This window comes from Clostridium sp. Marseille-Q2269 (genome assembly GCF_943736985.1).
In the GTDB taxonomy this organism is placed as follows: domain Bacteria; phylum Bacillota; class Clostridia; order Clostridiales; family Clostridiaceae; genus Clostridium_F.
In genome coordinates, this window is sequence record NZ_CALSFS010000001.1 from 508,431 (window position 1) to 530,457 (window position 22,027).

Below are 22,027 nucleotides of genomic sequence, written 5' to 3' on the forward strand. Positions count from 1 at the left end.
GTAATCCTCTATTGATATTTTCTGTTTTATTAACAAACAATATTATAATATCAATTGATGATTTTTTTATTTTAAAACAAGATAGTTATAATAATTATATTTGAGGTGTTTATATGCAAAAAAATATTCTAGATATAGATATATCAAAAAAAGCTTTAAAAAATTTATCAGAATTACTAAAACAAAATAATTATTCCTGCGTTAGACTTTCCTATGTAAAAAGCTGTTGTGCTAAAGGTAGATTAGATATAATATTAGATGATATTAATAAAAATGATTTAACCTATAAATATGATTCACTTACAATAGTTTATGATATGGAAGTTCTTAATAATGTAAAGAACGTTGAAATAATCTATAAAAATCATGATTTTATGATGAAGATTACTCCACTAGAAACTAATAGTTGTTGTAAAAGTACTTCTTCTTCTAGCTGTACTAATGGTTGTTGTAAAAGCACTACTTCTTCTAGTTGTACTAATGGTTGTAATAATAAATGTCCTTACAAAAACAATACTTGTTCTAACACATAGCTATGATTATAACTTATCTTATAATATAGTACTTTTCATGTTATAAATAAAACAGACCCGCTGTAAAATTAATAACAAATTTTGCCTCATATAATCTAGTAAATGTTCTTAAAACAATTATAGTTTATTACAAAAATTTAAATCTATTTTATACCTGCATTAAATCCTACTTATATACAAATAGGATTTATAGTGTAGGTATAAATTTTAACTTCTTAGTACTAATTCATTAGAAACTTAATTAAACCACACTGACCATAATGAAAAATCTAATCCTTACAGTAACGCTTCTTAATAAATTAAATCAATCATCATCTTCTTTTCTTGCATTATGAACTACATCATCTATAATTATAACCATAGCCAAAACGAGACTCTGACTGGCACCTTCTTTAATATCCACTTCATAAGAATCTCTTATGGAAGGAAAATATTTTTTTACTATAGCTACAGTTTCTCCAGCTTTTTGTATAGTAAAATTAATATCTAAAATATCTCCTTTTACATCATAGTCTCCTATAATACTTTCCACTGTAAACTTAGGCATTAATATACTTATATCTCTCTTCATAGTAGCTACATGATTCCCCCCCATATATATTAAATAAGTAGGTAAAATTTTTATAAATTTATCTTTAATATATACTAGCTCCCTATCTTCCATATCATATATTTTTATTTTTTTAAACATAGACATAAGTATTTTTTGGACTTTATATATCTTTTCTCCATATTCATTTTCTATTATATATTTATCCGTTATAGAAAATAATTTTTGTTTTATTATAAACTTCAATATGTATCATCCTTCTTATAATTTAATATAGTAATCTTATTCTACTTAATATTAAGTGTATACCTATAAATGTATAACTTATAAAAAAAACACTAATAATCTAAAACAATTTTATTGTTAAATATATTGTACTAAAATAAATTTAATTCTTCTACATAAAACTTACAATTATTTCTCTATTCTATATAAATAAAGAATAGTTCCTTTATTATGAAAATCTCAACAATAAAAGAACTATCTTGGTGAATTAATAAGATTAAATTTATTATATACTAATAATTTAGTGTATTACTGTTTCTATCAGACAGTTATAATATAACTATACTTAATTTTTTATACTATCAAATTCAATTTTCATATAACAAATAAAATATATAAATTACCTAAATACTATTTTAAACTAATAGGCTTTACAATGACTTTGTTACCTTCTTTAGACACAACAGCATCTTTTGAAACATCTTCAAAATTTCCACTATATTCAAATTGATCCTTAGATATAAGTTCTTTAATTTTATTTTCCTTACTATTGATAAAAAATATTTTACCACTGGAAAGAATCTTTATATCCTTTTTATTAATTGGACTCTCTAGTTCTATTTCTTTTCTATTAATAGTTTTATCATCCAGGTTCCAATAATATATTTTGTCTATAATGCCTTCTTCTCTAGACCCTTTTAACTTTCCTATATACATTACATCTTTATCATCTACCCCTAAGAGACAATGATTAGCTCCGTCTCTTATAGCTATTGGATAGTCTTTTCCTTCTATATGAATGTTATCATCATTTTTATTTTCGTAAACAACCCTATCCTCACTATTCATAAGAGCTATCTGTCCTAGATTACTACCTAAACTTCTTATACGTTCTAACTGAGCCATTGTATTTATTCTATAAATTCTACTTCTTCCTTGCTCACTTTTTACATTTAGATACATAGTATTTGTAGCCGTAGATAACGTCATATTTTTTATATCATAATCACTACTTGGTAGATTTATTATAGTTTTTTCTCTATTTTCATTCTCTAACTGAAATTTTTCATTTTTTTCACTATCATAGGAAAATAAGGCTAAAAAATCACCATTATCTCCCTGAGATTTTTCTCCTATAAATAATATGTTCCTATCTGGAAGCCAAGTTGTATAACTAACCTTTCCATTTTTAAAATCTACATATTTTTCTTCTTTTTTAGCTACATTTATTATAGTGACTTTATTTTCATTGTGGTAAGATATATACTCTCCGTTGTAAGATATCTTTATATTTTCTGCATAATCTGGTATATCTATAGAAACAGTTTTCTTAATTTTTCTATCATCATCTTCTACCTTGCTTATTTTAAATGTTTTAGAAGCAGATAAATAAACTTTATCTACAAAAAGCAATACTGCAGAGGATACACATATAGCGATTAGTGTCCAAACAAATATAGTTTTAATTTTTTTCATTAGTAAGTCTCCTCCCTTAAGATTCTACATATATGGAGGTGGCTACTGTTCTCTCTCCATCCCAATTACAAGGCCTATTTATAACCCTTCCTTTATAGTACATAGTTGAAGATGATCCTCCATCTAGGTTACTAGCATTAACTACTCCTCTTTGTAAGAGTATGTTTTCCACCTCTTCTAGAGTAGCTCCTTGTTTTATACCTCTTCTTCCATCTATAACTAAAAGAACTACAGTTCCGTCCTGTTTTTGTCCTATAGCAGTTCTAGGATTTATACCTTCATTATAAGGTATAGCCTTCCCATTAATTATTAATGTGTTCCTAAAAGACAAAGCTTCTACTACTCCCATTTTTAAAAGTTCATCTACAGTATGGTCTCCCACAACTAGTACACCTTCCTTTGTAAAAGCTGTCACATTAACCTTTTCTCCAGATTTAAAATCATTATATACAATTTTACCATTAGATATTACAAGACCTTCTGGATAAGCTCCAGTACCTGTCCAAAGCTTTCCTGTGGATGATACATCTCTAAAGCCTCCGCCATTAATAGCAGCTATAGCTCCATGCCTTTCAGCCATTTTACTGGTTCTTTCACCCATTTTACCCATATAATTTGTATATCCTATCTTTACTTTTTTAGGATTTTTAATTTCTAATATATAACCATCAAATTTAGTTGTACTTATATCATATCTTTCTACAGAGTTACCAAATTTGTTCTCTATTTTTATATCACCATAATTTTCTTCTAAACTTGGATTGCTTGTACCTTTTCCTTTATTTAATATTTTATTTATTTCATCTTTAGACAAAAAAGTAGTTGCAATATACTGATGTTTATATGTAGCCATAGCTGTTCCTACCAATGTACTTTTAACATTATCAAAAGGCCCATAAAATGCTATTAATAAAGAGAAAACTCCACAAGCTATAACCTCATAGATTAAAAATAAAAAGAATCTTCCTATGAATGATTTTTTTCTATTTCTTTTTTTATTTTTTTTCTTTTGTCTTTTTGTAGACATAAATTCTCCTTTTTCACTTTAAAATTATTTGTAATTAACATATAGATTATATTGTAATTATACATTATATTTGTAACAAATGAGTTACAAATATAAAAAAACAATCCAAATAAATTGTAAATTTTTTATTTTGGATTGTTTTTTATATAATTAATATATTTTATTATCTAATATATATAAATATACATTATCACTAATTTATACTTATAACATACTTTATTAATAACATGTTTTACTGTTTAATTTATCCTCTACACTCATTAAAGCCTCTCCAAATCTTTGAAAATGTACCACTTCTCTTTGTCTTAAAAATGCTAAAACATCTTTTATATCATGATCGTCTGTTAAGTTCATAAGATGCTCATAAGTTGTTCTAGCCTTTTGTTCCGCTGCCATATTTTCATGAAGATCTGTTATAGGATCAGAGGTAGATTGAAGATATGCTGCTGTCCAAGGCACACCATTAGCATCTGCTGGATATATAGCTGTTCCGTGCTGTGTATAATAGGATCCTAATCCAGCTTCTCTCAATTCCTTAGGCGTAGAATTTTCCATTATTTGATATACCATAGTAGCAATTATTTCTACATGAGCTAATTCTTCTGTACCTATATCTGTTAAAAGTCCTTTGGATTTAGAAGTTGGCATTGTATATCTTTGAGATAAATATCTTAAAGCTGCACTTAGTTCTCCATCTGGACCACCATACTGTGCCATAAGGAACTTTGCCATACCTAAATCTTTACTTTTTAAATTAACCGGATATTCTAATTTTTTTTCATAAATCCACATATATTATTCACTCCTATTTAAATATTGCAGCTACATTTTTAAATATTCCTTTTCCCAAGGCCATGGTTCTGTTGCCCACTTCCATGGGAATCTACTCTTACTATAACCAAAGTTCCATAAAGGACCATATTTCTCCTCATATGCCTCTGTTAATTCCATTAGTTTACAATGTATTTCATTATAATATTCTAATGCTCTTCTGTTATCTGGATAGTTATCTAAATATAAATTTAACTCCACAGCTGTAAAACCATATTCTTGTATCATTAATAGTAATTCTTTTCTTGAATATTTATCTAACATACAATCTCCTCCAAGTATAAATATAACCTCTTTCTAATATTTAGATTTATATGGTTGGTATAATTCTGGAAACAATGTTCCTCTTTGAAGTGCCTTTTCAACCTTATAAACTCTTTTGAATTTTTGAGGACATATATAAGCTCTTGCCAGCTCACAGTTATCCATTCCCCATGGTTCACATTTTTCACATTTCAATATTATCAACTCCTTAAAAATATGATTCTACACAATAAAAAAGGATTCAAGTTAAAATCCCTGTGTTTTACTAACATAGTATGTAACTTATATATATATTGTCACACTTCATTTTTAATGACTAATTAAAATGTATTTTTGTTGTTTTTCATTTTACAATAAATATAAATAAAACAAATACCTTCCTTATTATCAATTTATTTTTATTATTTAACATTTTTTTATTAAAATGGTATGCTTTATTAAGATACTAGCCAGCTCAATTAGCATTAGTATATTGATTACTGTTAGAAAGGGGTTTTTTTATGAAAATGAAGAAACTATTGGCCATAGCATTGATAGCTTCTACTACTTTGGTTGCTACTGCTTGTGGAAATAGTAATAGTTCTAGTACCTCTACAGAGGACAAGTCTCAAAAAGAGAACATTAAAGATGGAGGAAATCTTACATTTTGTATATGCGGTGATCCTGAAATACTTAATCCACTTTACGCCTACGATAGAGCTACTATGACAATGGATAATGCTCTTTTTGCTCCTCTATTCTATATGAATAGAAATAAAATTGATTACACCCTAGCAGAAGAAGTAAAACATTCAGATGACTTTTTAACTTATACAGTAAAATTAAAAAAAGATTTAAAATGGCACGATGGCAAACCTATAACTGCTGATGACTTAATATTTACTATGAAGCAAATAATGGATAAAAAACAAGACTCACCTTTTAGAAGCGCTTTTGTTATAAATGATAAATCTATACAAGTAAAAAAAGTAGATGACAGAACAGTAGATTTTAAACTACCATCAGTTCAAATGCCTTTTATGAATTCTTTAGCACAAGTATGCCCTATTCCTAAACATATATTTGAAGGAGAAAAAGATATTAAAAAAAGTGTTAAAAATGAAAAACCTATAGGGTCTGGTGCTTTTAAATTTAAAGAAGCTAAAAAAGGGGAAAGTATCACTTTAGAAAGATTTGATAACTATGTAGGAGGAAAGCCTCATCTTGATACTATAACATACAGAATTATTGGAGATCCAAATTCTTCTAATGTAGCTATAGAAAATGGAGAAATTTCTGCTAAGTATGTAGAAATTTCAGATGTAAATAAATTCGAAAAAAATAAAAATTTAAAAGTAATTTCCTATGATGAAGGCATGGTAGATACTTTAGCTTTAAATTGTAAGACTCCTGGTTTAGATAAAAAAGAAGTCAGACAAACAATAGCATATGCTTTAAACAAAGATAGTCTAATAAAAGCAGCATATGACAGCGAAAAATATGCTCCTAAGGCTTATTCTCCTTTTCCTAAAACCACTCTATATTTTACAGATGAAGTTAATAAGTATGATTTGAATAAAGAAAAGGCTAAAGAACTACTAAAAAAATCTGGTGTTAATAACTTAAAACTTAGATTAGTTTATCCAACCACAAGAAAAGCCTTAGAAAATCAAGCACTAGTTGTTAAAGATAATTTAAAAGATATAGGTATAAATGTGGAACTAAAAGGATTAGAAGCAAATGCCTTTTATCAACAGATAGATAATCCTAGTAAAGGTATTTATGATTTAATATTTAATTCCTATGTAATGACTAGTGAACCTGATTCTTACAAAGAGATCTTTATGACAAATGGAGCCTATAATATATCTAGATATAATAATACAAAATTAGATGCCCTATGGAATAAAGGAGTTTTAGAAACTGATGAAACAAAACGACAAGAAATTTATAAAACTCTTCAAAAAGAGGCTATAGAAGATATGCCACTATATCCTATATCATATTCTATGGCTACCATAGCAGTAAATAAAAATATAGGTGGAATAAAAGAAGCTAAAACAGTACCTGTATGTATGTTTGAAGATTTATCAAAACTTTATATGAAAGAGAAATAAAAATTCAATAAAAAGGACGGTATTAATGGGATTTATCCTTTTAATACCTTTTATTTTAAAATAGTTATACTAAACCTTTATAATAAATTAATCCTTTATAAAAAACATTGTACTTATTTTGTATTATGCATTAATAAATATTTAGAATTATTATTTTATAATCATACAATAAATATATTTGAGAAAGGTAGGATATATTTGAGAAAATACATAATAAAAAGAGTTCTACATGCAATTCCTATACTTATTTTTATCTCTATAGTTTCTTTTTTACTAATAAAACTAGCCCCTGGAGATCCTATTAGAACTTTCATAAATCCTAAAATGAAAGCTTCAGATATAGCTAGAATTAGGCATAATTTAGGCCTTGATAGACCTATACATATACAGTATATTTTATGGCTAAAAAATGTATTAAAAGGCGATTTAGGATATTCTTTAATTAATTCTAGACCAATTGCTACCCAAATAACAGAAAGACTCCCTGCTACTTTGCTTCTTATGGGATCATCCTTATTGATATCTTTAGTTTTAGGTATAATTTTTGGAGTGATTTCTGCTGTTAACAAAAATAACTTCATAGATAATCTGATTTCAGTAATATCTTATATAGGTATATCTATCCCTAGCTTTTGGTTTGCCATGATACTTATATATATTTTTTCTGTTAATCTTAATTTATTACCAAGCGTTGGCATGCACACCATAGATGTAGATTCTAAACTTGATGTATTAAAGCATCTTATTTTACCTTGTACAGTATTGAGCTTTAGCAGTATATCTGTTATTAGTAGATATATACGCTCTAATACTATATCTGAACTATCTGAGGACTATGTTATGATCGCCTATGCTAAAGGATTATCTAAGAAAAAAATATTATATAAACATGTTTTAAAAAACGCCCTTCTTCCTATTATAACTATATTAGGCATGTCATTACCAGATATATTTGCAGGGGCGTTTATAACTGAAACCATCTTTGGTTGGCCTGGTATGGGTAGATTAGGAATGAAAGCTATATTAGGCTTTGATTATCCTCTTATTATGTCTATAACAATGCTAAGTTCTATTTTGCTTATAATAGGAAATCTTATAGCAGATGTGTGTTATACCTTGGCAGATCCTAGAATCAAAAATTAGGTAGGTGATAAATTTGATTTTAAATAAACGTCTTAAAATAAATTTTAAAATACAGTTTAAACAAAATAAATTAGGATATATATCATTAATTATAATATTAATATTAACTCTTTCTTCTATTTTTGCTTTCTTATCTCCTTACGACCCTAATAAAATGGATTTATACAACAAATTATCAAATCCAACTTTAAAACATTTATTTGGTACAGATGATATTGGTAGAGACTATTTCACTCGTTCCTTATATGGTGGAAGAGCTTCCTTAACGGTAGGCTTTATGTCCATGATTATATCCTCCACTATAGGAACCATTGTAGGAACATTTAGTGGCTACATAGGAGGTACTGTAGATAATATAATAATGCGAATTATAGATATATTAATGTGCATACCAAGCTTTTTTCTTATACTTATAATTAATGCCTATTCAAAACCTGGAATAGAAAATATTATTATTATTATTGGACTATTTGGTTGGATAGGAATTGCTAGAATAGTTAGATCTGAAACACTTTCGTTAAAGGAAAGAGAATACGTATTATGCTCTAAAGCTTTAGGAGCCTCTAATTGCCGAATCGTTTTTAAGCATATAATACCTAATGTTGCTCCATCTGTAATAGTATCCTCCACTATAAATATTGCATCTGCTATTCTTACAGAATCTGCCCTTAGTTTCTTAGGATTAGGAGTTACAGCACCTAATTCCTCTTGGGGAAGTATGTTACAAAATGCTCAAAGCTTTATTTCTTCATCTCCTCACTTAGCTATATTCCCTGGATTATTTATACTTTTTACAGTTTTAAGCTTTAACATATTGGGAGATATTTTTGCTACTGCATTTGATCCAAAAGTTAATAAATAATTTTATAAAAAATTAAGTAAATTATAATGATATTATTATTTAAAAAATATATTAATAGAACATAATATTTTATAATAAATTGTTTTTTAGATTATATTAACATTTTCTTTTATTTTTTATGAACGTAAAGTAAATCATTGACAAACTGTTCACAAAATCATATACTGTACATAGCGTATATATACAGCATATAATTCCTATATACAGTTACTGTTTAAGTGTTAAAGGAGGTGGTCTAATGAGTATAATTAAAGCTAATGATGTAAAAAAGACTTTCACTTTAGGAAAAATGCAGGTGGATATACTCAAAGGAGTATCTGTAGAAATTGAAAAAGGTGAATTTGTTGCTATCATTGGAGAATCGGGTTCTGGCAAATCTACTTTTCTTAATATTTTAGGTGGTCTAATGCCTCCCTCCTCTGGTGATATTTTTATAGAAAATGAAAAGATTAATGGTCTTTCAGAAAACAATTTAGCTTTATTTAGAAGACGTAATATAGGATTTGTTTTTCAATCCTATAATCTAATTCCTCAGCTTACGGCTTTAGAAAATGTAGAAATGCCTCTTATTTTTTCAGGTATTTCTAAAAAAGAACGAAAGAATAGAGCTTTTGAAATGTTAAAAAAGGTTGGACTTGAAGAAAGAGCTAATCATAAGCCATCAGAATTGTCTGGTGGACAACAACAAAGGGTTTCTATTGCAAGAGCTCTTGTGAACTATCCAAAAATAGTACTTGCTGATGAACCTACTGGAAATTTGGATAGTAAGAATGGTACAGAAATTCTAAACATACTAAAAGAACTAAACGAAACCACTGGACAAACTTTTGTAATTGTTACTCACTCTTCTCAAGTTTGTGATTATGCAAGTAAAATAATAAAAGTGGTAGATGGAAAAATATCAAATGATTAATTAAGCGTAAATTTATGTAGGAGGTCACTTATAATGATAAAAAAATTTTTTCCTTTAGTGTTTTTACTAATTCTATGTGTTTTCCCTATTTCATTAGTTCACGCTGAATCAGGAAGGATAACTTTAAATAAAGTCACTTCTTCTCCTGAAACAGTGGAACCTGGTAGTAAATTTAAAATTAATTTTACTATAACTAATAATAAGGAAGCAAATATAAAAGATGTAGTTATAACATTGGCTGGATTAGAAGGCAAAAATGTTTTAACTGGCTTTTCTCCAGTTGGAACCACAAATGAAATTTATGTAGGTCATATAGATGGAGAAACTTCTGAAGATGCATCTATAGAAATGGCATGTGATCCTAATTTAAAAGCTGGTAACTATAATATTTTAGTTAAAATAGGTTATAAATTAAATGGAGAATATATTGAAGAAAATAGAGTAATAGGCTTAATCTTAGGAAATAAACCAAGTTTACTTATAACTTCTTTAGATGCTACTAACAAAGATGGAGAAGGTAAAAAAGTATCATTAAACTTTGTAAATAGTGGTAAGTCTTCTTTAAAAGATGTAGTATTAAATGTTAAAACTAATAATAAAACATTCACTAAATATTTTGGAACCATGGAACCAGAGGACGAAAATGATTTTAAACAAAGCTTAGCTTTATCTGGAGATGTAAAAGGTACTGTAGAAATAAGCTTTAAAGATGAATTAAACAAGTCTTCTAAAATCTCACAAGAATTTAGTATAAAAGGAAAAGTTAACGATACTAACACTGCACCAAAACAGAAAAAGAGTTCTGGCATACTAGGCTTTTTCAAAAGCTTATTAGGAATAGGTGATTAACATGAAACTTACTGACCTTGCAGAAATTATATGGAGAAACCTTTTAAAAAGAAAAGGTAGAACATTTTTAACTATGCTAGGAGTAATTATAGGTAGTGTAGCTATATACGTAATAATATCTCTAGGAAATGGATTTGAAAAATATATGTCCTCACAACTAAATTCCTTTGGAGATGTAAACACTTTAAACATTTTTCCAAATTCAGATGTTGCTTCAATGGGACAAGGGTCCAATGAAAAAAATAAAAAGAAAATATTAAACGATAAAGCTTTAAAAGAATTAAACAAATTAGAATCTGTAAAATATTTAGTTCCAAAACTTAGTTCAAATGCAGATATACTTTATAAAAAATCAGAAATGAAATCTAGTAATTTAACAGGCATGCAATTTAAAGACTATAGCAAAGATCATGAACTTTTATTTGGTAAATATCCGAATGATTCAAAAAAAGAAGTGGTTCTAGGATATAAAATAGCTTCACATCTTTTAAATAAAAAAGATGTAGACACTATAAAAAAGGAAGAAATAGAAAAACTCCTGAGAAAAAGAGTGAAAATAAAAGTTTCTAAACAAAATGAAAAAGGCGAAGAAGAATTTATAACTTATTCTGTAAGAGTAAGCGGCATATGTAAAGAGGGCTTTTCAGATGATTATGACGTTAAAGCTCCTATATCTTTTATTAAAGATATGCTAATGTATAAGAATAATGACGACAAATTCTTTAAAAATAAAGGATATGACAGTATAGATTTGATTTTAAAGAGTCAAGATGTAAGCAGTGAGGCGGAAAAATATTTGAAGGATAATGGATACCTATATCAATCTCTTAAAGAAATGCAAAAAGGCATAAGCGGCACTTTAAACGGAGTAAAATTAATATTAGGTGCCATAGGAGGTATTTCTTTACTGGTGGCAGCCTTCGGTATAGCTAATACCATGAATATGTCTATATTAGAGAGAAAAAAAGAAATTGGAGTTATGAAGGTAGTTGGTGCCTCTATAGGAGATATTAAGAAAATATTTATAGGGGAAGCTACAGCAATAGGTTTTTCAGGTGGTGTAGTTGGACTACTTATAGGAACCATTATAAGTTTTGTAATAAATACAGCATTAAAATCTAAGCTTTCTTCTAATTCTAATGGTGGTAATGTAAAAATAGCTGTAGCTAGCATAGGACTTGTGGCTTTTGTATTACTATTCTCATCAGGAGTAGGATTTTTATCTGGGCTGTATCCTGCTACTAAAGCAGCTAAATTAGACGTAATAAGCTCTATAAAGGATGAATAATTAAATTTTTATAAGAATCCTTAAAATTTCTATAAAGATTTAATAATATAATTATTTCTATTTATATATAGTTAAACAAATTTATTATATTGTATAGGAGGTTTCATTTATGGAACAACAAGAAAATGTAAATACTACTTTAAATTTAACTTTAAAAGAAAAATTCAAATTTTTCTTTACATCCCCTGCCAGATTATTTGAATACTATAGAGAAAAGCCTAAATATGGAATCTTATTTTTAATAACACTTATTTGTTCAGTTATTTATACTGTAATACAATCTAACTTATCAAAAGATATTATAGAAAAACATCTACAAAAACAATTTCAAGGATTAGATCCTCAAGCTGCAGAAATAGCAAAAAAAACTGGTGACTTTATGCATACTCCATCTATACAAATACCTCTTACTCTAATAAGTATCGTGTTTAGTATATTTATGAGCGCACTTTTAATATTTATAATTTTTAAAATTTGTAAAGTTGCTCTAAGCTATAAACAAACTGTAACATTATACTTAGTGGCTAACTTAGCTATTTGTGTAGGTAATATATTTAAAACTATATATATGCTTATAACACAAAAGCCAACAGATATTAATATTGTATTGGATCCTTCTGTAAAAAACACATTAATGAATAATCTGAACATATTCTCCATATGGTACTATGTGCTTATAGGTATTGGTATTTATGCTATGGGTAAAACCTCTAAGAAAAAAGCCATTATAATAACTGTAATATTAGCAGTTATATCTATCGGACTTGCTGTTCTAGCAGCAGCTTCAAAAATTTATAAATAAAAAGCAATAAAATTAAAAAGCGTGGAAAATTCCACGCTTTCAATTTTTCTATTTTAATCTTTCACAAGTATTTTTACAATCTTCATCTATAATTTATTACACTTATTTATTAGAAACAAATATAACAAAATAAATATACATTACATATACTTTAAATAGATGAATTATGCTCTAATAAATAATTTATAATATTTTTATTATGTATTTTTATATAAAAACTACTATAATAAATTTATGTACACTCATAAATATTATAATTATTTCTAAAATTAACTCTAATTATATTCACTATGTTTTTTAAGATAACAAATTTCATATAAAATGGAGGTTCAATAATGAAAGTTATAGATTTACATTGTGATACACTATATGCTCTAAAAAATAAAAAAACTTGCTCTAATGAAAACATAAAAATAAATGAAAATGAAGATTTATATACTAACTCATTAAGTGTAGATATAGAAAAACTTAAAAAAGCTAATTCTTTGGCTCAATTTTTTGCTATATATGTATCCTTAGATGAAACTAAAACCCCTCTAAAAACTGCTCTTGACATGCTAGATTTATTCCATAACCAATTAGAAAAATACTCCAATCATATAGAACTGGCTAAAAACTATAATGATATAGATAGGAATGTATCCAAAGATAAGATTTCTGCCCTTCTAGCTATAGAAGAAGGAGGTGTGCTAGAGGGCGATTTATACAGCCTTAGAAATTTTTATAGATTAGGTGTTAGACTTATAACCCTAACCTGGAACTTTCCTAACGAGATAGGCTTCCCAAACTGCAATAAAGAATTTATGAATAAGGGTCTAACTTCCTTTGGATTAGAAGTAATAGAAGAAATGAATAAATTAAAAATGATAATAGATGTGTCTCATCTATCTGATGGTGGATTTTATGATGTGGTAAAACATTCAAAATACCCTTTTGTTGCATCTCACTCAAATGCTAGAGCTGTTACAGATCATCCTAGAAACTTATCAGACCACATGATTAAAACTTTGTCTAATAAAGGTGGAGTTATGGGAATAAACTTTGAAAGAACTTTCTTAGGAGAAAGTGAAAAAGGAAAGGTATCAGAAATGGTGTATCATATAAAACATGTAAAAAATGTAGGTGGAATTGATGTACTAGGCGTAGGCTCAGACTTTGATGGCATACAAATTCCTAGCGAAATAAAATTTTCTCATGACATAAATAAACTGATATATGCATTACAAAATGAAGGTTTTCATGAAAGTGAAATAGAAAAAATACTTTATAAGAACACTCTTAGAGTTATAAAGGAATCTTTATAGATAAACTATTTAAAAATAATGCTATAATTATTTATATATGATATAAAAATAAATAATTTTCCACTCTTGATTATAATTTTATATCAAACTATAATCAAGATATAAACAAGAGCTCTTGGTTTATATTCTTACAAAAATATAACACAATTTTCACAAGGAGATTTAAGTATGGAATGTAAGATAAAAGATCTATCTATAAACTACGAAATAATAGGTAATGGAAAACCTATTATTATGCTGCATGGATATGCTGCAGATCATAGATTAATGAAAGGATGTATGGAACCTATTTTCAACCATAAAAGCAATTATAAAAGAATATATATAGACTTACCTGGTATGGGAAAGTCAGAAAGTTCACAGTGGATTACAAACTCTGATACTATGCTAGATATTGTAATAGAATTTATAAATAATGTTATACCAAATGAAAATTTTCTACTGGCTGGAGAGTCTTACGGAGGATATCTATCAAGAGGAATAATTTATAAACTTCCTCATATGGTAGATGGAGTTCTATTAATTTGTCCAGTTATAATAGCAAACCATAAAAAAAGAAATGTTCCTAAGCATATTGTACTGGTAAAAGATAATAAATTATTATCAACATTATCTTCCCAAGATGCTAAAAGTTTTAATTCTATGACAGTAGTTCAAAATGAAAATATTTATAAGAAATATACAAAGGAAATAATGTCTGGTATAAAAATAGCAAACAAAAGTTTTTTAAAGTCTATTAAAAAAAATGGGTATGAGTTTTCATTTAATGTAGACCACATAAATAACAAATTTCATAAGCCTGCCCTTATATTATTAGGTAAACAAGATTCTTGTGTAGGATATAAAGATGCATGGAATATATTAAACAACTTTCCTAGAGCAACTTTTGCTGTACTTGATAGAGCTGGACATAATTTACAAATAGAACAGGAAGAACTATTTACCTCATTAGTTAATGAATGGCTCATAAGGATAAACTAATATCTAAAAGTTAAGTAAACATATTGTTTACTTAACCATGTGCCACCAGTTACCATATAAGATTATTAGTTTAGATATTAGATATTGTTTTTTATTATTAGTTTAGATATTGGGTATTGTTTTTTATTATTAATTTAATTGTATGATTAATTTTACTTTAAATAGCTTTTTCCTCTGTAGATGAAATTTCTTTAACTATATTATATACTTCATGCCAATTATCTACCCTTATAATATTATCATTTTCTTTAATGTACCTATTATAATAAGTATCCATTATAATAACTTTAAAGCCCGCCTGTGAAAGTTCTAATACATTATTGGGATTATCTTCTATAAATATATCACAATTTAATTCTTGGGCCTTATCCACTTTATAATGACTTCCTAATACATATAATCCATTAAAATTTATACCATGATTCTTTAAATACAATTTTGTTAAAACCCTTAATGATTCATCTCTTGCTGTTACAAAATATATATTATTATACTTATTTAATTTATTTAGAATAGCTTTAGCATCTGGTCTTAACTGTTCTTTTGTATGAATTTCAAATTTATGCTTTTCGTAAAATTCCATATACTCTTCTTCTGTTATTTTTAAAGCTTCTTCAATATTATAGACAGTTACATCCTCTGGTTTAACATTTTTATTAAAATATTTATTGCTTATATCTAGCCAATAATACGGATCTGTAATTGTACCATCTATATCTATACATATATTTAGATTATTCATTATTCCATCCCCCTGTCTTTTGTTTTGTTTAATGTATATTAGTTTTTTATTTAAACATTATACTTTTTAACCTATAACAATTATATTAACACAAAAATTTAAGAATGTATTAAATTATAGTTAATAACAAAAACATCAACTATATACATTTTATTATATTCTAGTAAAAAAGGTTATAGTATACATTATATATATGCTGGTTAAGTTATAAATGTACAGATTTTATATTCATAAATAAAATAACAATCCTTTTAAGGAGGTAATATTCATGAATCATAAAACTACACAAAAAAAAGATAATATTAAAGAAACTACCGATAGAATGTTTGAAAGAAAACCAGATTCTAATTTAGACGAAAATCAAGAAAAAAGACAACAAATGGTATTAGATAGTATAAGAAGTATAAAAGTATGATAATTTTAATATAAGCTAATTTTAGCTTGTATTAAATTTTTCTATTAATTAGATTAATTATTCTAGTTAATAAATTTACAATAACTTACTAATAAAATTTGCATTAAAATTTAAAGCTATGAATTTATAAATTAATATATAAATTCATAGCTTTGTTTATTAAAATCTTTTAAATAAATTGTAATCAGTTATTTAGTTAATAGTCCCTTTGGTCACCTTTTAACAAGTTTTCTATTTCTGTTCCTAATTTATGTCCTGTAATATAAGAAGCCATTTTATCCTGCTCTATAGTATTTTTATGCTTATCTTTTCCTGACAAACTATCAATTATACCAAGTTTTGCAGAAGGTAAATCTCCTACAGTCATATTTCTTATATCATTTATATCAAATTCATATTTACTCATTGTCTTCCTCCTTTTAAATGTTATATTACTATTTTGTCCTTTATTATAAAAAAAATTATAGGAAATAAATTAAAATTATATTTATATATAATTATTATTTTATTTTTATTCTAATATTACAAAAAATATAAATGACATCAATGTTTCTTTTCAATCTCAAGCTTCTGAAGTAGAAGAAATAAATTCTTCTATTGAGAATTTAACCTCTACAGATAAAGCTTTGGAAAGTATGTCTAAAAAAAATGAAAGCTACGAAATTAAATTGTTATTTTTAAATTTCATAGCTTTGATTTTTTGTGACTATATATCTATTTTTTACAACCTTCACATCCAAATACTTTTTCTTTAAGTTTTAATCCTGATTTAGTAATAGCTACTCCACCTAAGGCTGTTTCTCTAAGACAAGATGGAAGCTGTTTACCAACTTTATACATTGCCTCCACTGTATCATCAAAAGGAATATGACTTATAACTCCTGCCATTACCATATCTGCTGTGGTTAATGCACTTACCGTTCCTGCAATATTTCTTTTGGCACAAGGTATTTCTACAAGTCCTGCCACTGGATCACAAACAAGCCCTAATATGTTTTTTATAACTATAGCACCTGCATCTAAAGCTTGCTCTACACTTCCTCCCATCATTTCTACCACTGCTGCAGATGCCATAGCTGCAGCTGAACCACATTCTGCTTGACATCCACCTTCTGCTCCTGCTGTTGTAGCATTTTTAGAAATCAATATTCCTAATCCTGAAGCAGTAAGTAATGCCTTAACTAAATCATCTTCACTTTTATTTAATTTCTCTCCTGCTGCTATTACAACTGCTGGTAATATTCCAGCTGAACCCGCTGTGGGAGATGCTACTATCCTTCCCATAGCCGCATTAACTTCAGATGTAGAAATAGCCATAGCCATAGCTCTTACCATAAAGCTTCCTGTTAATGTATTTTCACCTTTAGAATACTTCTCTAGTTTTAAAGCATCTCCACCTATTAATCCACTTACAGATTTAATTTCTTTTTCTCTCCCTATTTTTGCTGAATTTTGCATAACTTTTAAAGCATTTCTCATAGTTTCAAATACTTCTTCTTCACTTATATTTCTATTTTGAGCTTCCATTTTTAAAGTGTATTTCCATATATTTAAATTTTCTTCATTACATACTTTTATAAGTTCTTTACCTGTGTTTACGAACATTAATTTTTCCTCCTAGTTTATTGGATTTATAATTTTAACATTTTCTATATCCTTAATAGCTTTTATTTTATCTATAGTTTCTTTTGTTATTAACCCATCAGTTTCAAAAGTCATTGTAGCAGTTTTACCTTTATTTTCTCTAAAAACTTTCATAGCCCCAATATTTATACCCTCTGAGTACATTATTGTACTTATCTTTGATATTACTCCTGGAACATCTCTATGATGAGTTACAATAGTTGTGTTATTTCCTGTAAACTCCATATCTTGCCCATCTATAGATGTTATAATTATGTTTCCTCCTCCTATAGAAGAACCTATGATCTCTGATTTATTGCCATCTGTTTTCTTAATAACAAATTTAACAGTATTAGGATGAGCATCTCCTAAATCTGTTTCTATAAATTCATATTTTAATCCTTTTCTATCTGCTATCTCAAAAGATTTTCTAAGATTTTCATCCCATGGATCCATATTTAACATACCTGCTATTAATGCCTTATCTGTACCATGCCCTTTATAAGTCTTAGCAAAAGATCCGTGCAAATAAAACTTAACCTCTTCTATATTATTATCTCCTGCTATGGAACAAGCCACCTTAGCCAGCCTTGCTGCTCCTGCTGTATGTGAACTAGAAGGTCCTATCATAATTGGTCCTATCACATCAAACACACTAAAATCCTTCATTATCTTTTCCTCCTCAAAGTGTATGTAAACCTTTATATTTAAAACAAAACTATGTACTTTAAGTTTAATCAAATATTAAACTATGATTTTGTAAAACGCATTTATGTAATGTTACTAAGTTAAAGCAATATTACAGTATAACAATTTTCATAATCAAAACATTTCATATTTTTGATTTGTTTTTCACTTTTTTGAAATCTTCTACCTCTAGTATACTTTATTCAATGATTTTTTCAATATTTTTTTTAAATTTTCTCTAAATTTTTCAGATTCATAATAAATTCATTTATAATATAATAAAATAGGATATATTTATACAAATATCTAACTGTTATTTATATAAATATATCCTTAATTTTTATTGAAAATATCAATTTATTATGATTAAACTTTATGCACAATTCTACTTAATCTTTATAAAATTCAAATTTATTATTTCCTGTTTTTTTAGCTTCATACATAGCCTTGTCTGCTTTTTGTATTAATTCCTGTGATTTATCACCATCTCTTGGGAAAAAGCTTATACCTATACTAGTTTTTATATCTACATATAGTCTTTCTACATATATAGGTTCATGAAAAACTTCTATTATACTCTTAGCTATATCTTCTACCTGCTTTTCATGAACTACATCTCTTATTAGTATAGTAAATTCATCTCCACCAAATCTAGCTATTAAGTCTTTAGGACTAATAGAATTCTTCACCCTTTTAGCTACTTGCCATAATAGTTTATCTCCAGTACAATGACCAAAATTATCATTCACCTCTTTAAATTTATCAAGATCTAAAAACATTATAGCCAGTAAAGTTTGCTTTTTTTTGCTTAATTTTATTTCGTTATCCAATTGTCTTAAAAAAGAATTTCTGTTAGGTAACTCTGTAAGAGAGTCATAATAAGCCATATGTTTAGTCTTATCATTATACAGCTTTCTCTCTGTTATATCCCTTATATAAGTTGCAATACCTAGTTCCCCTTCTACACTTATAAGCTTAGTTGTTTCTTCTGAATAAAAATGTGTTCCATCTTTTCTTTTATGTACTCTTTCAACTGGTTTATCTCCTAATGACATGTTAAAATTAGTATCCTTCATAGATGTTCTTGGTATTAGATCTATCATATTTAAACTTTTCATTTCTTTTAAAGAATAACCAAATAAATTAAGAGAAGATCTGTTACAATATATTATGTCTCCATTTAAATTTCTAATTATTATTGCATCTACAGCTAATTCTATAAGAGATCTATATTTTTTGATGTTATTTTTTAATTCTAATTCCTTAGTTTTATATTCTGTTATATCATATAATATTATAAAAATCTCGTTGTATTCTTGTAAATACATAGATATCTTAGCCCACTTTTCCGTAATACAAAAGAAATCTTCAAATTCTGTTTGATTTTTACCATACAATAAAATTTCTTCTAAACCTATCATCATATTCATTCTATTATTTTGAAAAAGATTAATATCTTTAGCTTTTTTATTTTTTATGTATTCTTTTGTAAACCCTGTTAAATCTATAAAATGATCATTACTTTCTGTAAAAATAAAATCCTCTAACTGACCATATGAGTCCAAACTTATTTTTCCATAACAATAAGCTATACCCATTTTTTCTATAACAGATAATTCTATTTGTTTTATTGAATTTTTCTTTTTCATAGTTTCACCTCTTATGTTCAGTTATATATTATTATATTATTAACATATCTTATATAGTATGAACTATATCTTATACTTAATTTATTTTTATAATTAATAATATCAAGATTTAATTATATATTAATCTATATACTAGCTAACCCAGTACCACGTACTGGGTTAATAGTTAAATTATAGCATCATTTCATGGCTACTACTATATCTTCTTGTATGGTATTCCAAATTTTACTATCTTCCATACCTAATCTCCATAATGCTATTCCTTTTATACCTTTATTAAAAGCTAATTCTGCTTTTGCATATATGCTTTCATCATTCTCAAACCAAACTTCATGATTGTTTCCATTTTCATCTGTATACCTAAACATTGGAGTCTTGGTTTCTTCATCAAAGATTATATCTTTACCATATCTTTCTGCTATTTCTACTGCTCTTGCATAGGTAACATAGTTATTTCTTCCTGTAGTTAGATTAAAATCAAATCCAAACACAGAAACTGCACCAACTACTTTATTTCTTGGAACTCTGGTTATAGTATAATTCAATACTCTATTCATCCAACCTATAGAAACCACTGGACCTGGTCCGCTTCCTGGCCATCCGTGTTCGTTATATAACATAACCATAAATTCATCTACAGCACTACCTATAATTGTATAATCAAAAGGATCTGAGAAAGGATTAGAAGGATCATCACTAACTCTTGAAGGTATAGAAGCGGATAAGAAATATCCTCTTCTTCTAAATTCTCTTCCCATCTCCACATATAAGGAAGATAAATTATCTTTATCTTCTATATAAACATCTTCAATATCTATATTTACTCCATCAAAATTGTACTTTTCTATTAAATTCATCAAATTATTTATGAAAGTTTCTCTATTTTCTCTTGTAGAAACTAATTCTTTAATAAGATCTTTAGCCTTTGTAGTACCACCAGGCTTATATAATAGATTATGAACAACAGCTAATATTCTAACATTATTTCTATGGGAAATATCCACTAATTCTTCTACATACTGGTCTGTGAAATTCCCAAAATTCTCTATAGCTGTAGCATCGTTAGGATCTATCCTAAACATAAATAAGCATATTTCAGATATTAAATTTACATTTCTAACAAAGGAATCATAAGAACTTGGTAAATCTGGTCCTTCTTCTAATGTATAAAATCCATCTATGGCCACCACAGGCTTGGTATTTCCATAGGTTCTAAATTCTACTATAGTTTTTGATACAAAACCGTCTCTTCCATTGAATAATCTTATTTTATAAAAGTCCTCATAAACGTCTAAAATAGGAAGCTTAGCACCTCTATCCATTTTATATAATATTTCTGAGTTTACATCTGGTGCACTTCTTATATTTCCACCTTGTACTTGCATTATAGCCTCTGTATAAAGAGGTATATAAAGAATTTGACCAATATTTAAGTTTATATTATCTAAGCTATTTAATAACATTAAGCTTTCTACAGTAGTATTAAATTTTCTAGCAATGCTATATAAACTATCTCCTCTTTTTACTTCATAAGTAGATATAGGTATAAAAATTTGTTGTCCTACATACAAATCATTAGAAACAAGTCCATTGTATTCCTTTAATTGTTCCACAGTTACACCATAAGATCTAGCAATCTTAAATAAACTATCTCCTGGCTTAACTATATAACTTATATTAGGTTGTCTCCACATATATATCCCTTTCTAGTATTGGTTACACTTTTATAATATTCATTATAATTTTTTTTGATTCTATAATTAATAA

At 27.1% G+C, this 22,027-nt stretch carries 23 protein-coding genes; 11 read left to right on the forward strand and 12 right to left on the reverse strand.

The genetic code is table 11. The annotated features are described in order from the left end of the window. Positions 1 to 113: 113 nt before the first annotated feature. Positions 114 to 533, forward strand: a complete 420-nt coding sequence (locus tag NGI68_RS02225; RefSeq protein ID WP_251859850.1) for a hypothetical protein — start codon at positions 114 to 116, stop codon at positions 531 to 533. A gap of 304 nt (positions 534 to 837) precedes the next feature. Here NGI68_RS02225 and NGI68_RS02230 read toward each other — a convergent pair whose 3' ends face one another. The 6 genes from NGI68_RS02230 to NGI68_RS02255 all read right to left on the reverse strand — a co-directional run bounded on the left by NGI68_RS02230 (position 838) and on the right by NGI68_RS02255 (position 5,101). Then, positions 838 to 1,329, reverse strand: a complete 492-nt coding sequence (locus tag NGI68_RS02230; RefSeq protein ID WP_251859851.1) for an LURP-one-related/scramblase family protein — start codon at positions 1,327 to 1,329, stop codon at positions 838 to 840. Positions 1,330 to 1,719: 390 nt separating this feature from the next. Then, positions 1,720 to 2,784, reverse strand: a complete 1,065-nt coding sequence (locus NGI68_RS02235; RefSeq protein ID WP_251859852.1) for a hypothetical protein — start codon at positions 2,782 to 2,784, stop codon at positions 1,720 to 1,722. A gap of 16 nt (positions 2,785 to 2,800) precedes the next feature. Continuing rightward, positions 2,801 to 3,811 (reverse strand): phosphodiester glycosidase family protein, encoded by a 1,011-nt coding sequence (locus NGI68_RS02240; protein ID WP_251859853.1) that lies wholly within the window; start codon positions 3,809 to 3,811, stop codon positions 2,801 to 2,803. A 219-nt stretch (positions 3,812 to 4,030) separates the two neighbouring features. Further along, positions 4,031 to 4,603, reverse strand: a complete 573-nt coding sequence (locus NGI68_RS02245; RefSeq protein WP_251859854.1) for a manganese catalase family protein — start codon at positions 4,601 to 4,603, stop codon at positions 4,031 to 4,033. Between the two features lie 30 nt (positions 4,604 to 4,633). Then, the gene (locus NGI68_RS02250) at positions 4,634 to 4,906 is read right to left on the reverse strand and encodes a spore coat protein CotJB (protein ID WP_251859855.1); all 273 of its coding nucleotides are present in this window, start codon (positions 4,904 to 4,906) and stop codon (positions 4,634 to 4,636) included. Between the two features lie 33 nt (positions 4,907 to 4,939). Next, on the reverse strand, positions 4,940 to 5,101 hold the full coding sequence (locus NGI68_RS02255; RefSeq protein ID WP_251859856.1) for a spore coat associated protein CotJA: 162 nt from the start codon (positions 5,099 to 5,101) through the stop codon (positions 4,940 to 4,942). Between the two features lie 305 nt (positions 5,102 to 5,406). Here NGI68_RS02255 and NGI68_RS02260 point away from each other — a divergent pair, with 305 nt between their 5' ends. From NGI68_RS02260 to NGI68_RS02300, 9 genes are all read left to right on the forward strand, one after another. After that, positions 5,407 to 7,002, forward strand: coding sequence for an ABC transporter substrate-binding protein (locus NGI68_RS02260; protein WP_251859857.1), 1,596 nt, complete (start codon positions 5,407 to 5,409; stop codon positions 7,000 to 7,002). 198 nt (positions 7,003 to 7,200) lie between these two features. Further along, positions 7,201 to 8,145, forward strand: coding sequence for an ABC transporter permease (locus tag NGI68_RS02265; protein WP_251859858.1), 945 nt, complete (start codon positions 7,201 to 7,203; stop codon positions 8,143 to 8,145). 13 nt (positions 8,146 to 8,158) lie between these two features. Next, a complete protein-coding gene (locus tag NGI68_RS02270) occupies positions 8,159 to 9,007 on the forward strand; it encodes an ABC transporter permease (protein WP_251859859.1) in 849 nt (282 codons plus the stop codon). Between the two features lie 238 nt (positions 9,008 to 9,245). Next, positions 9,246 to 9,920, forward strand: coding sequence for an ABC transporter ATP-binding protein (locus NGI68_RS02275; RefSeq protein ID WP_251859860.1), 675 nt, complete (start codon positions 9,246 to 9,248; stop codon positions 9,918 to 9,920). A gap of 33 nt (positions 9,921 to 9,953) precedes the next feature. Next, positions 9,954 to 10,769, forward strand: a complete 816-nt coding sequence (locus NGI68_RS02280) for a COG1361 S-layer family protein (protein WP_251859861.1) — start codon at positions 9,954 to 9,956, stop codon at positions 10,767 to 10,769. 1 nt (position 10,770) lies between these two features. After that, positions 10,771 to 12,057 (forward strand): ABC transporter permease, encoded by a 1,287-nt coding sequence (locus NGI68_RS02285; RefSeq protein WP_251859862.1) that lies wholly within the window; start codon positions 10,771 to 10,773, stop codon positions 12,055 to 12,057. Positions 12,058 to 12,166: 109 nt separating this feature from the next. Then, a complete protein-coding gene (locus NGI68_RS02290; protein ID WP_251859863.1) occupies positions 12,167 to 12,859 on the forward strand; it encodes a Yip1 family protein in 693 nt (230 codons plus the stop codon). A gap of 335 nt (positions 12,860 to 13,194) precedes the next feature. Then, positions 13,195 to 14,163, forward strand: coding sequence for a dipeptidase (locus NGI68_RS02295; RefSeq protein ID WP_251859864.1), 969 nt, complete (start codon positions 13,195 to 13,197; stop codon positions 14,161 to 14,163). A 168-nt stretch (positions 14,164 to 14,331) separates the two neighbouring features. Next, positions 14,332 to 15,144 carry an alpha/beta fold hydrolase gene (locus NGI68_RS02300; protein ID WP_251859865.1) on the forward strand — a complete coding sequence of 271 codons (813 nt, stop codon included), beginning with the start codon at positions 14,332 to 14,334 and terminating at the stop codon, positions 15,142 to 15,144. 157 nt (positions 15,145 to 15,301) lie between these two features. Here NGI68_RS02300 and NGI68_RS02305 read toward each other — a convergent pair whose 3' ends face one another. Next, on the reverse strand, positions 15,302 to 15,886 hold the full coding sequence (locus tag NGI68_RS02305) for a 5' nucleotidase, NT5C type (RefSeq protein ID WP_251859866.1): 585 nt from the start codon (positions 15,884 to 15,886) through the stop codon (positions 15,302 to 15,304). 268 nt (positions 15,887 to 16,154) lie between these two features. On the opposite strand from NGI68_RS02305, the gene NGI68_RS02310 reads away from it, so the two are divergent. Beyond that, positions 16,155 to 16,301 (forward strand): hypothetical protein, encoded by a 147-nt coding sequence (locus NGI68_RS02310; protein ID WP_251859867.1) that lies wholly within the window; start codon positions 16,155 to 16,157, stop codon positions 16,299 to 16,301. Positions 16,302 to 16,497: 196 nt separating this feature from the next. On the opposite strand, the gene NGI68_RS02315 is transcribed toward NGI68_RS02310, so the two are convergent. The 5 genes from NGI68_RS02315 to NGI68_RS02335 form a co-directional block, all read right to left on the reverse strand. Continuing rightward, entirely contained in the window at positions 16,498 to 16,707 is a 210-nt protein-coding gene (locus tag NGI68_RS02315; RefSeq protein WP_251859868.1) for a hypothetical protein, read from the reverse strand. A gap of 308 nt (positions 16,708 to 17,015) precedes the next feature. Further along, positions 17,016 to 17,906 (reverse strand): L-serine ammonia-lyase, iron-sulfur-dependent, subunit alpha, encoded by an 891-nt coding sequence (gene sdaAA, locus NGI68_RS02320; RefSeq protein ID WP_251859869.1) that lies wholly within the window; start codon positions 17,904 to 17,906, stop codon positions 17,016 to 17,018. Between the two features lie 12 nt (positions 17,907 to 17,918). Next, a complete protein-coding gene (gene sdaAB / locus NGI68_RS02325) occupies positions 17,919 to 18,593 on the reverse strand; it encodes an L-serine ammonia-lyase, iron-sulfur-dependent subunit beta (protein WP_251859870.1) in 675 nt (224 codons plus the stop codon). A 407-nt stretch (positions 18,594 to 19,000) separates the two neighbouring features. Beyond that, a complete protein-coding gene (locus tag NGI68_RS02330) occupies positions 19,001 to 20,260 on the reverse strand; it encodes a sensor domain-containing protein (RefSeq protein ID WP_251859871.1) in 1,260 nt (419 codons plus the stop codon). Between the two features lie 179 nt (positions 20,261 to 20,439). Then, positions 20,440 to 21,954, reverse strand: coding sequence for a LysM peptidoglycan-binding domain-containing protein (locus NGI68_RS02335; RefSeq protein WP_251859872.1), 1,515 nt, complete (start codon positions 21,952 to 21,954; stop codon positions 20,440 to 20,442). Positions 21,955 to 22,027: the final 73 nt, after the last annotated feature.

What these genes read in the sequence shown, in the direction of transcription:
- NGI68_RS02280 (WP_251859861.1), top strand. Translation starts at nt 9,954, where the DNA reads ATGATAAAAAAATTTTTTCCTTTAGTGTTTTTACTAATTCTATGTGTT.
- NGI68_RS02330 (WP_251859871.1), bottom strand. Translation starts at nt 20,260, where the DNA reads ATGAAAAAGAAAAATTCAATAAAACAAATAGAATTATCTGTTATAGAA.
- NGI68_RS02295 (WP_251859864.1), top strand. Translation starts at nt 13,195, where the DNA reads ATGAAAGTTATAGATTTACATTGTGATACACTATATGCTCTAAAAAAT.
- NGI68_RS02235 (WP_251859852.1), bottom strand. Translation starts at nt 2,784, where the DNA reads ATGAAAAAAATTAAAACTATATTTGTTTGGACACTAATCGCTATATGT.
- NGI68_RS02240 (WP_251859853.1), bottom strand. Translation starts at nt 3,811, where the DNA reads ATGTCTACAAAAAGACAAAAGAAAAAAAATAAAAAAAGAAATAGAAAA.
- NGI68_RS02310 (WP_251859867.1), top strand. Translation starts at nt 16,155, where the DNA reads ATGAATCATAAAACTACACAAAAAAAAGATAATATTAAAGAAACTACC.
- NGI68_RS02275 (WP_251859860.1), top strand. Translation starts at nt 9,246, where the DNA reads ATGAGTATAATTAAAGCTAATGATGTAAAAAAGACTTTCACTTTAGGA.
- NGI68_RS02245 (WP_251859854.1), bottom strand. Translation starts at nt 4,603, where the DNA reads ATGTGGATTTATGAAAAAAAATTAGAATATCCGGTTAATTTAAAAAGT.
- NGI68_RS02285 (WP_251859862.1), top strand. Translation starts at nt 10,771, where the DNA reads ATGAAACTTACTGACCTTGCAGAAATTATATGGAGAAACCTTTTAAAA.
- NGI68_RS02300 (WP_251859865.1), top strand. Translation starts at nt 14,332, where the DNA reads ATGGAATGTAAGATAAAAGATCTATCTATAAACTACGAAATAATAGGT.
- sdaAA (WP_251859869.1), bottom strand. Translation starts at nt 17,906, where the DNA reads ATGTTCGTAAACACAGGTAAAGAACTTATAAAAGTATGTAATGAAGAA.
- NGI68_RS02305 (WP_251859866.1), bottom strand. Translation starts at nt 15,886, where the DNA reads ATGAATAATCTAAATATATGTATAGATATAGATGGTACAATTACAGAT.
- NGI68_RS02225 (WP_251859850.1), top strand. Translation starts at nt 114, where the DNA reads ATGCAAAAAAATATTCTAGATATAGATATATCAAAAAAAGCTTTAAAA.
- NGI68_RS02335 (WP_251859872.1), bottom strand. Translation starts at nt 21,954, where the DNA reads ATGTGGAGACAACCTAATATAAGTTATATAGTTAAGCCAGGAGATAGT.
- NGI68_RS02290 (WP_251859863.1), top strand. Translation starts at nt 12,167, where the DNA reads ATGGAACAACAAGAAAATGTAAATACTACTTTAAATTTAACTTTAAAA.
- NGI68_RS02250 (WP_251859855.1), bottom strand. Translation starts at nt 4,906, where the DNA reads ATGTTAGATAAATATTCAAGAAAAGAATTACTATTAATGATACAAGAA.
- NGI68_RS02260 (WP_251859857.1), top strand. Translation starts at nt 5,407, where the DNA reads ATGAAAATGAAGAAACTATTGGCCATAGCATTGATAGCTTCTACTACT.
- NGI68_RS02315 (WP_251859868.1), bottom strand. Translation starts at nt 16,707, where the DNA reads ATGAGTAAATATGAATTTGATATAAATGATATAAGAAATATGACTGTA.
- sdaAB (WP_251859870.1), bottom strand. Translation starts at nt 18,593, where the DNA reads ATGAAGGATTTTAGTGTGTTTGATGTGATAGGACCAATTATGATAGGA.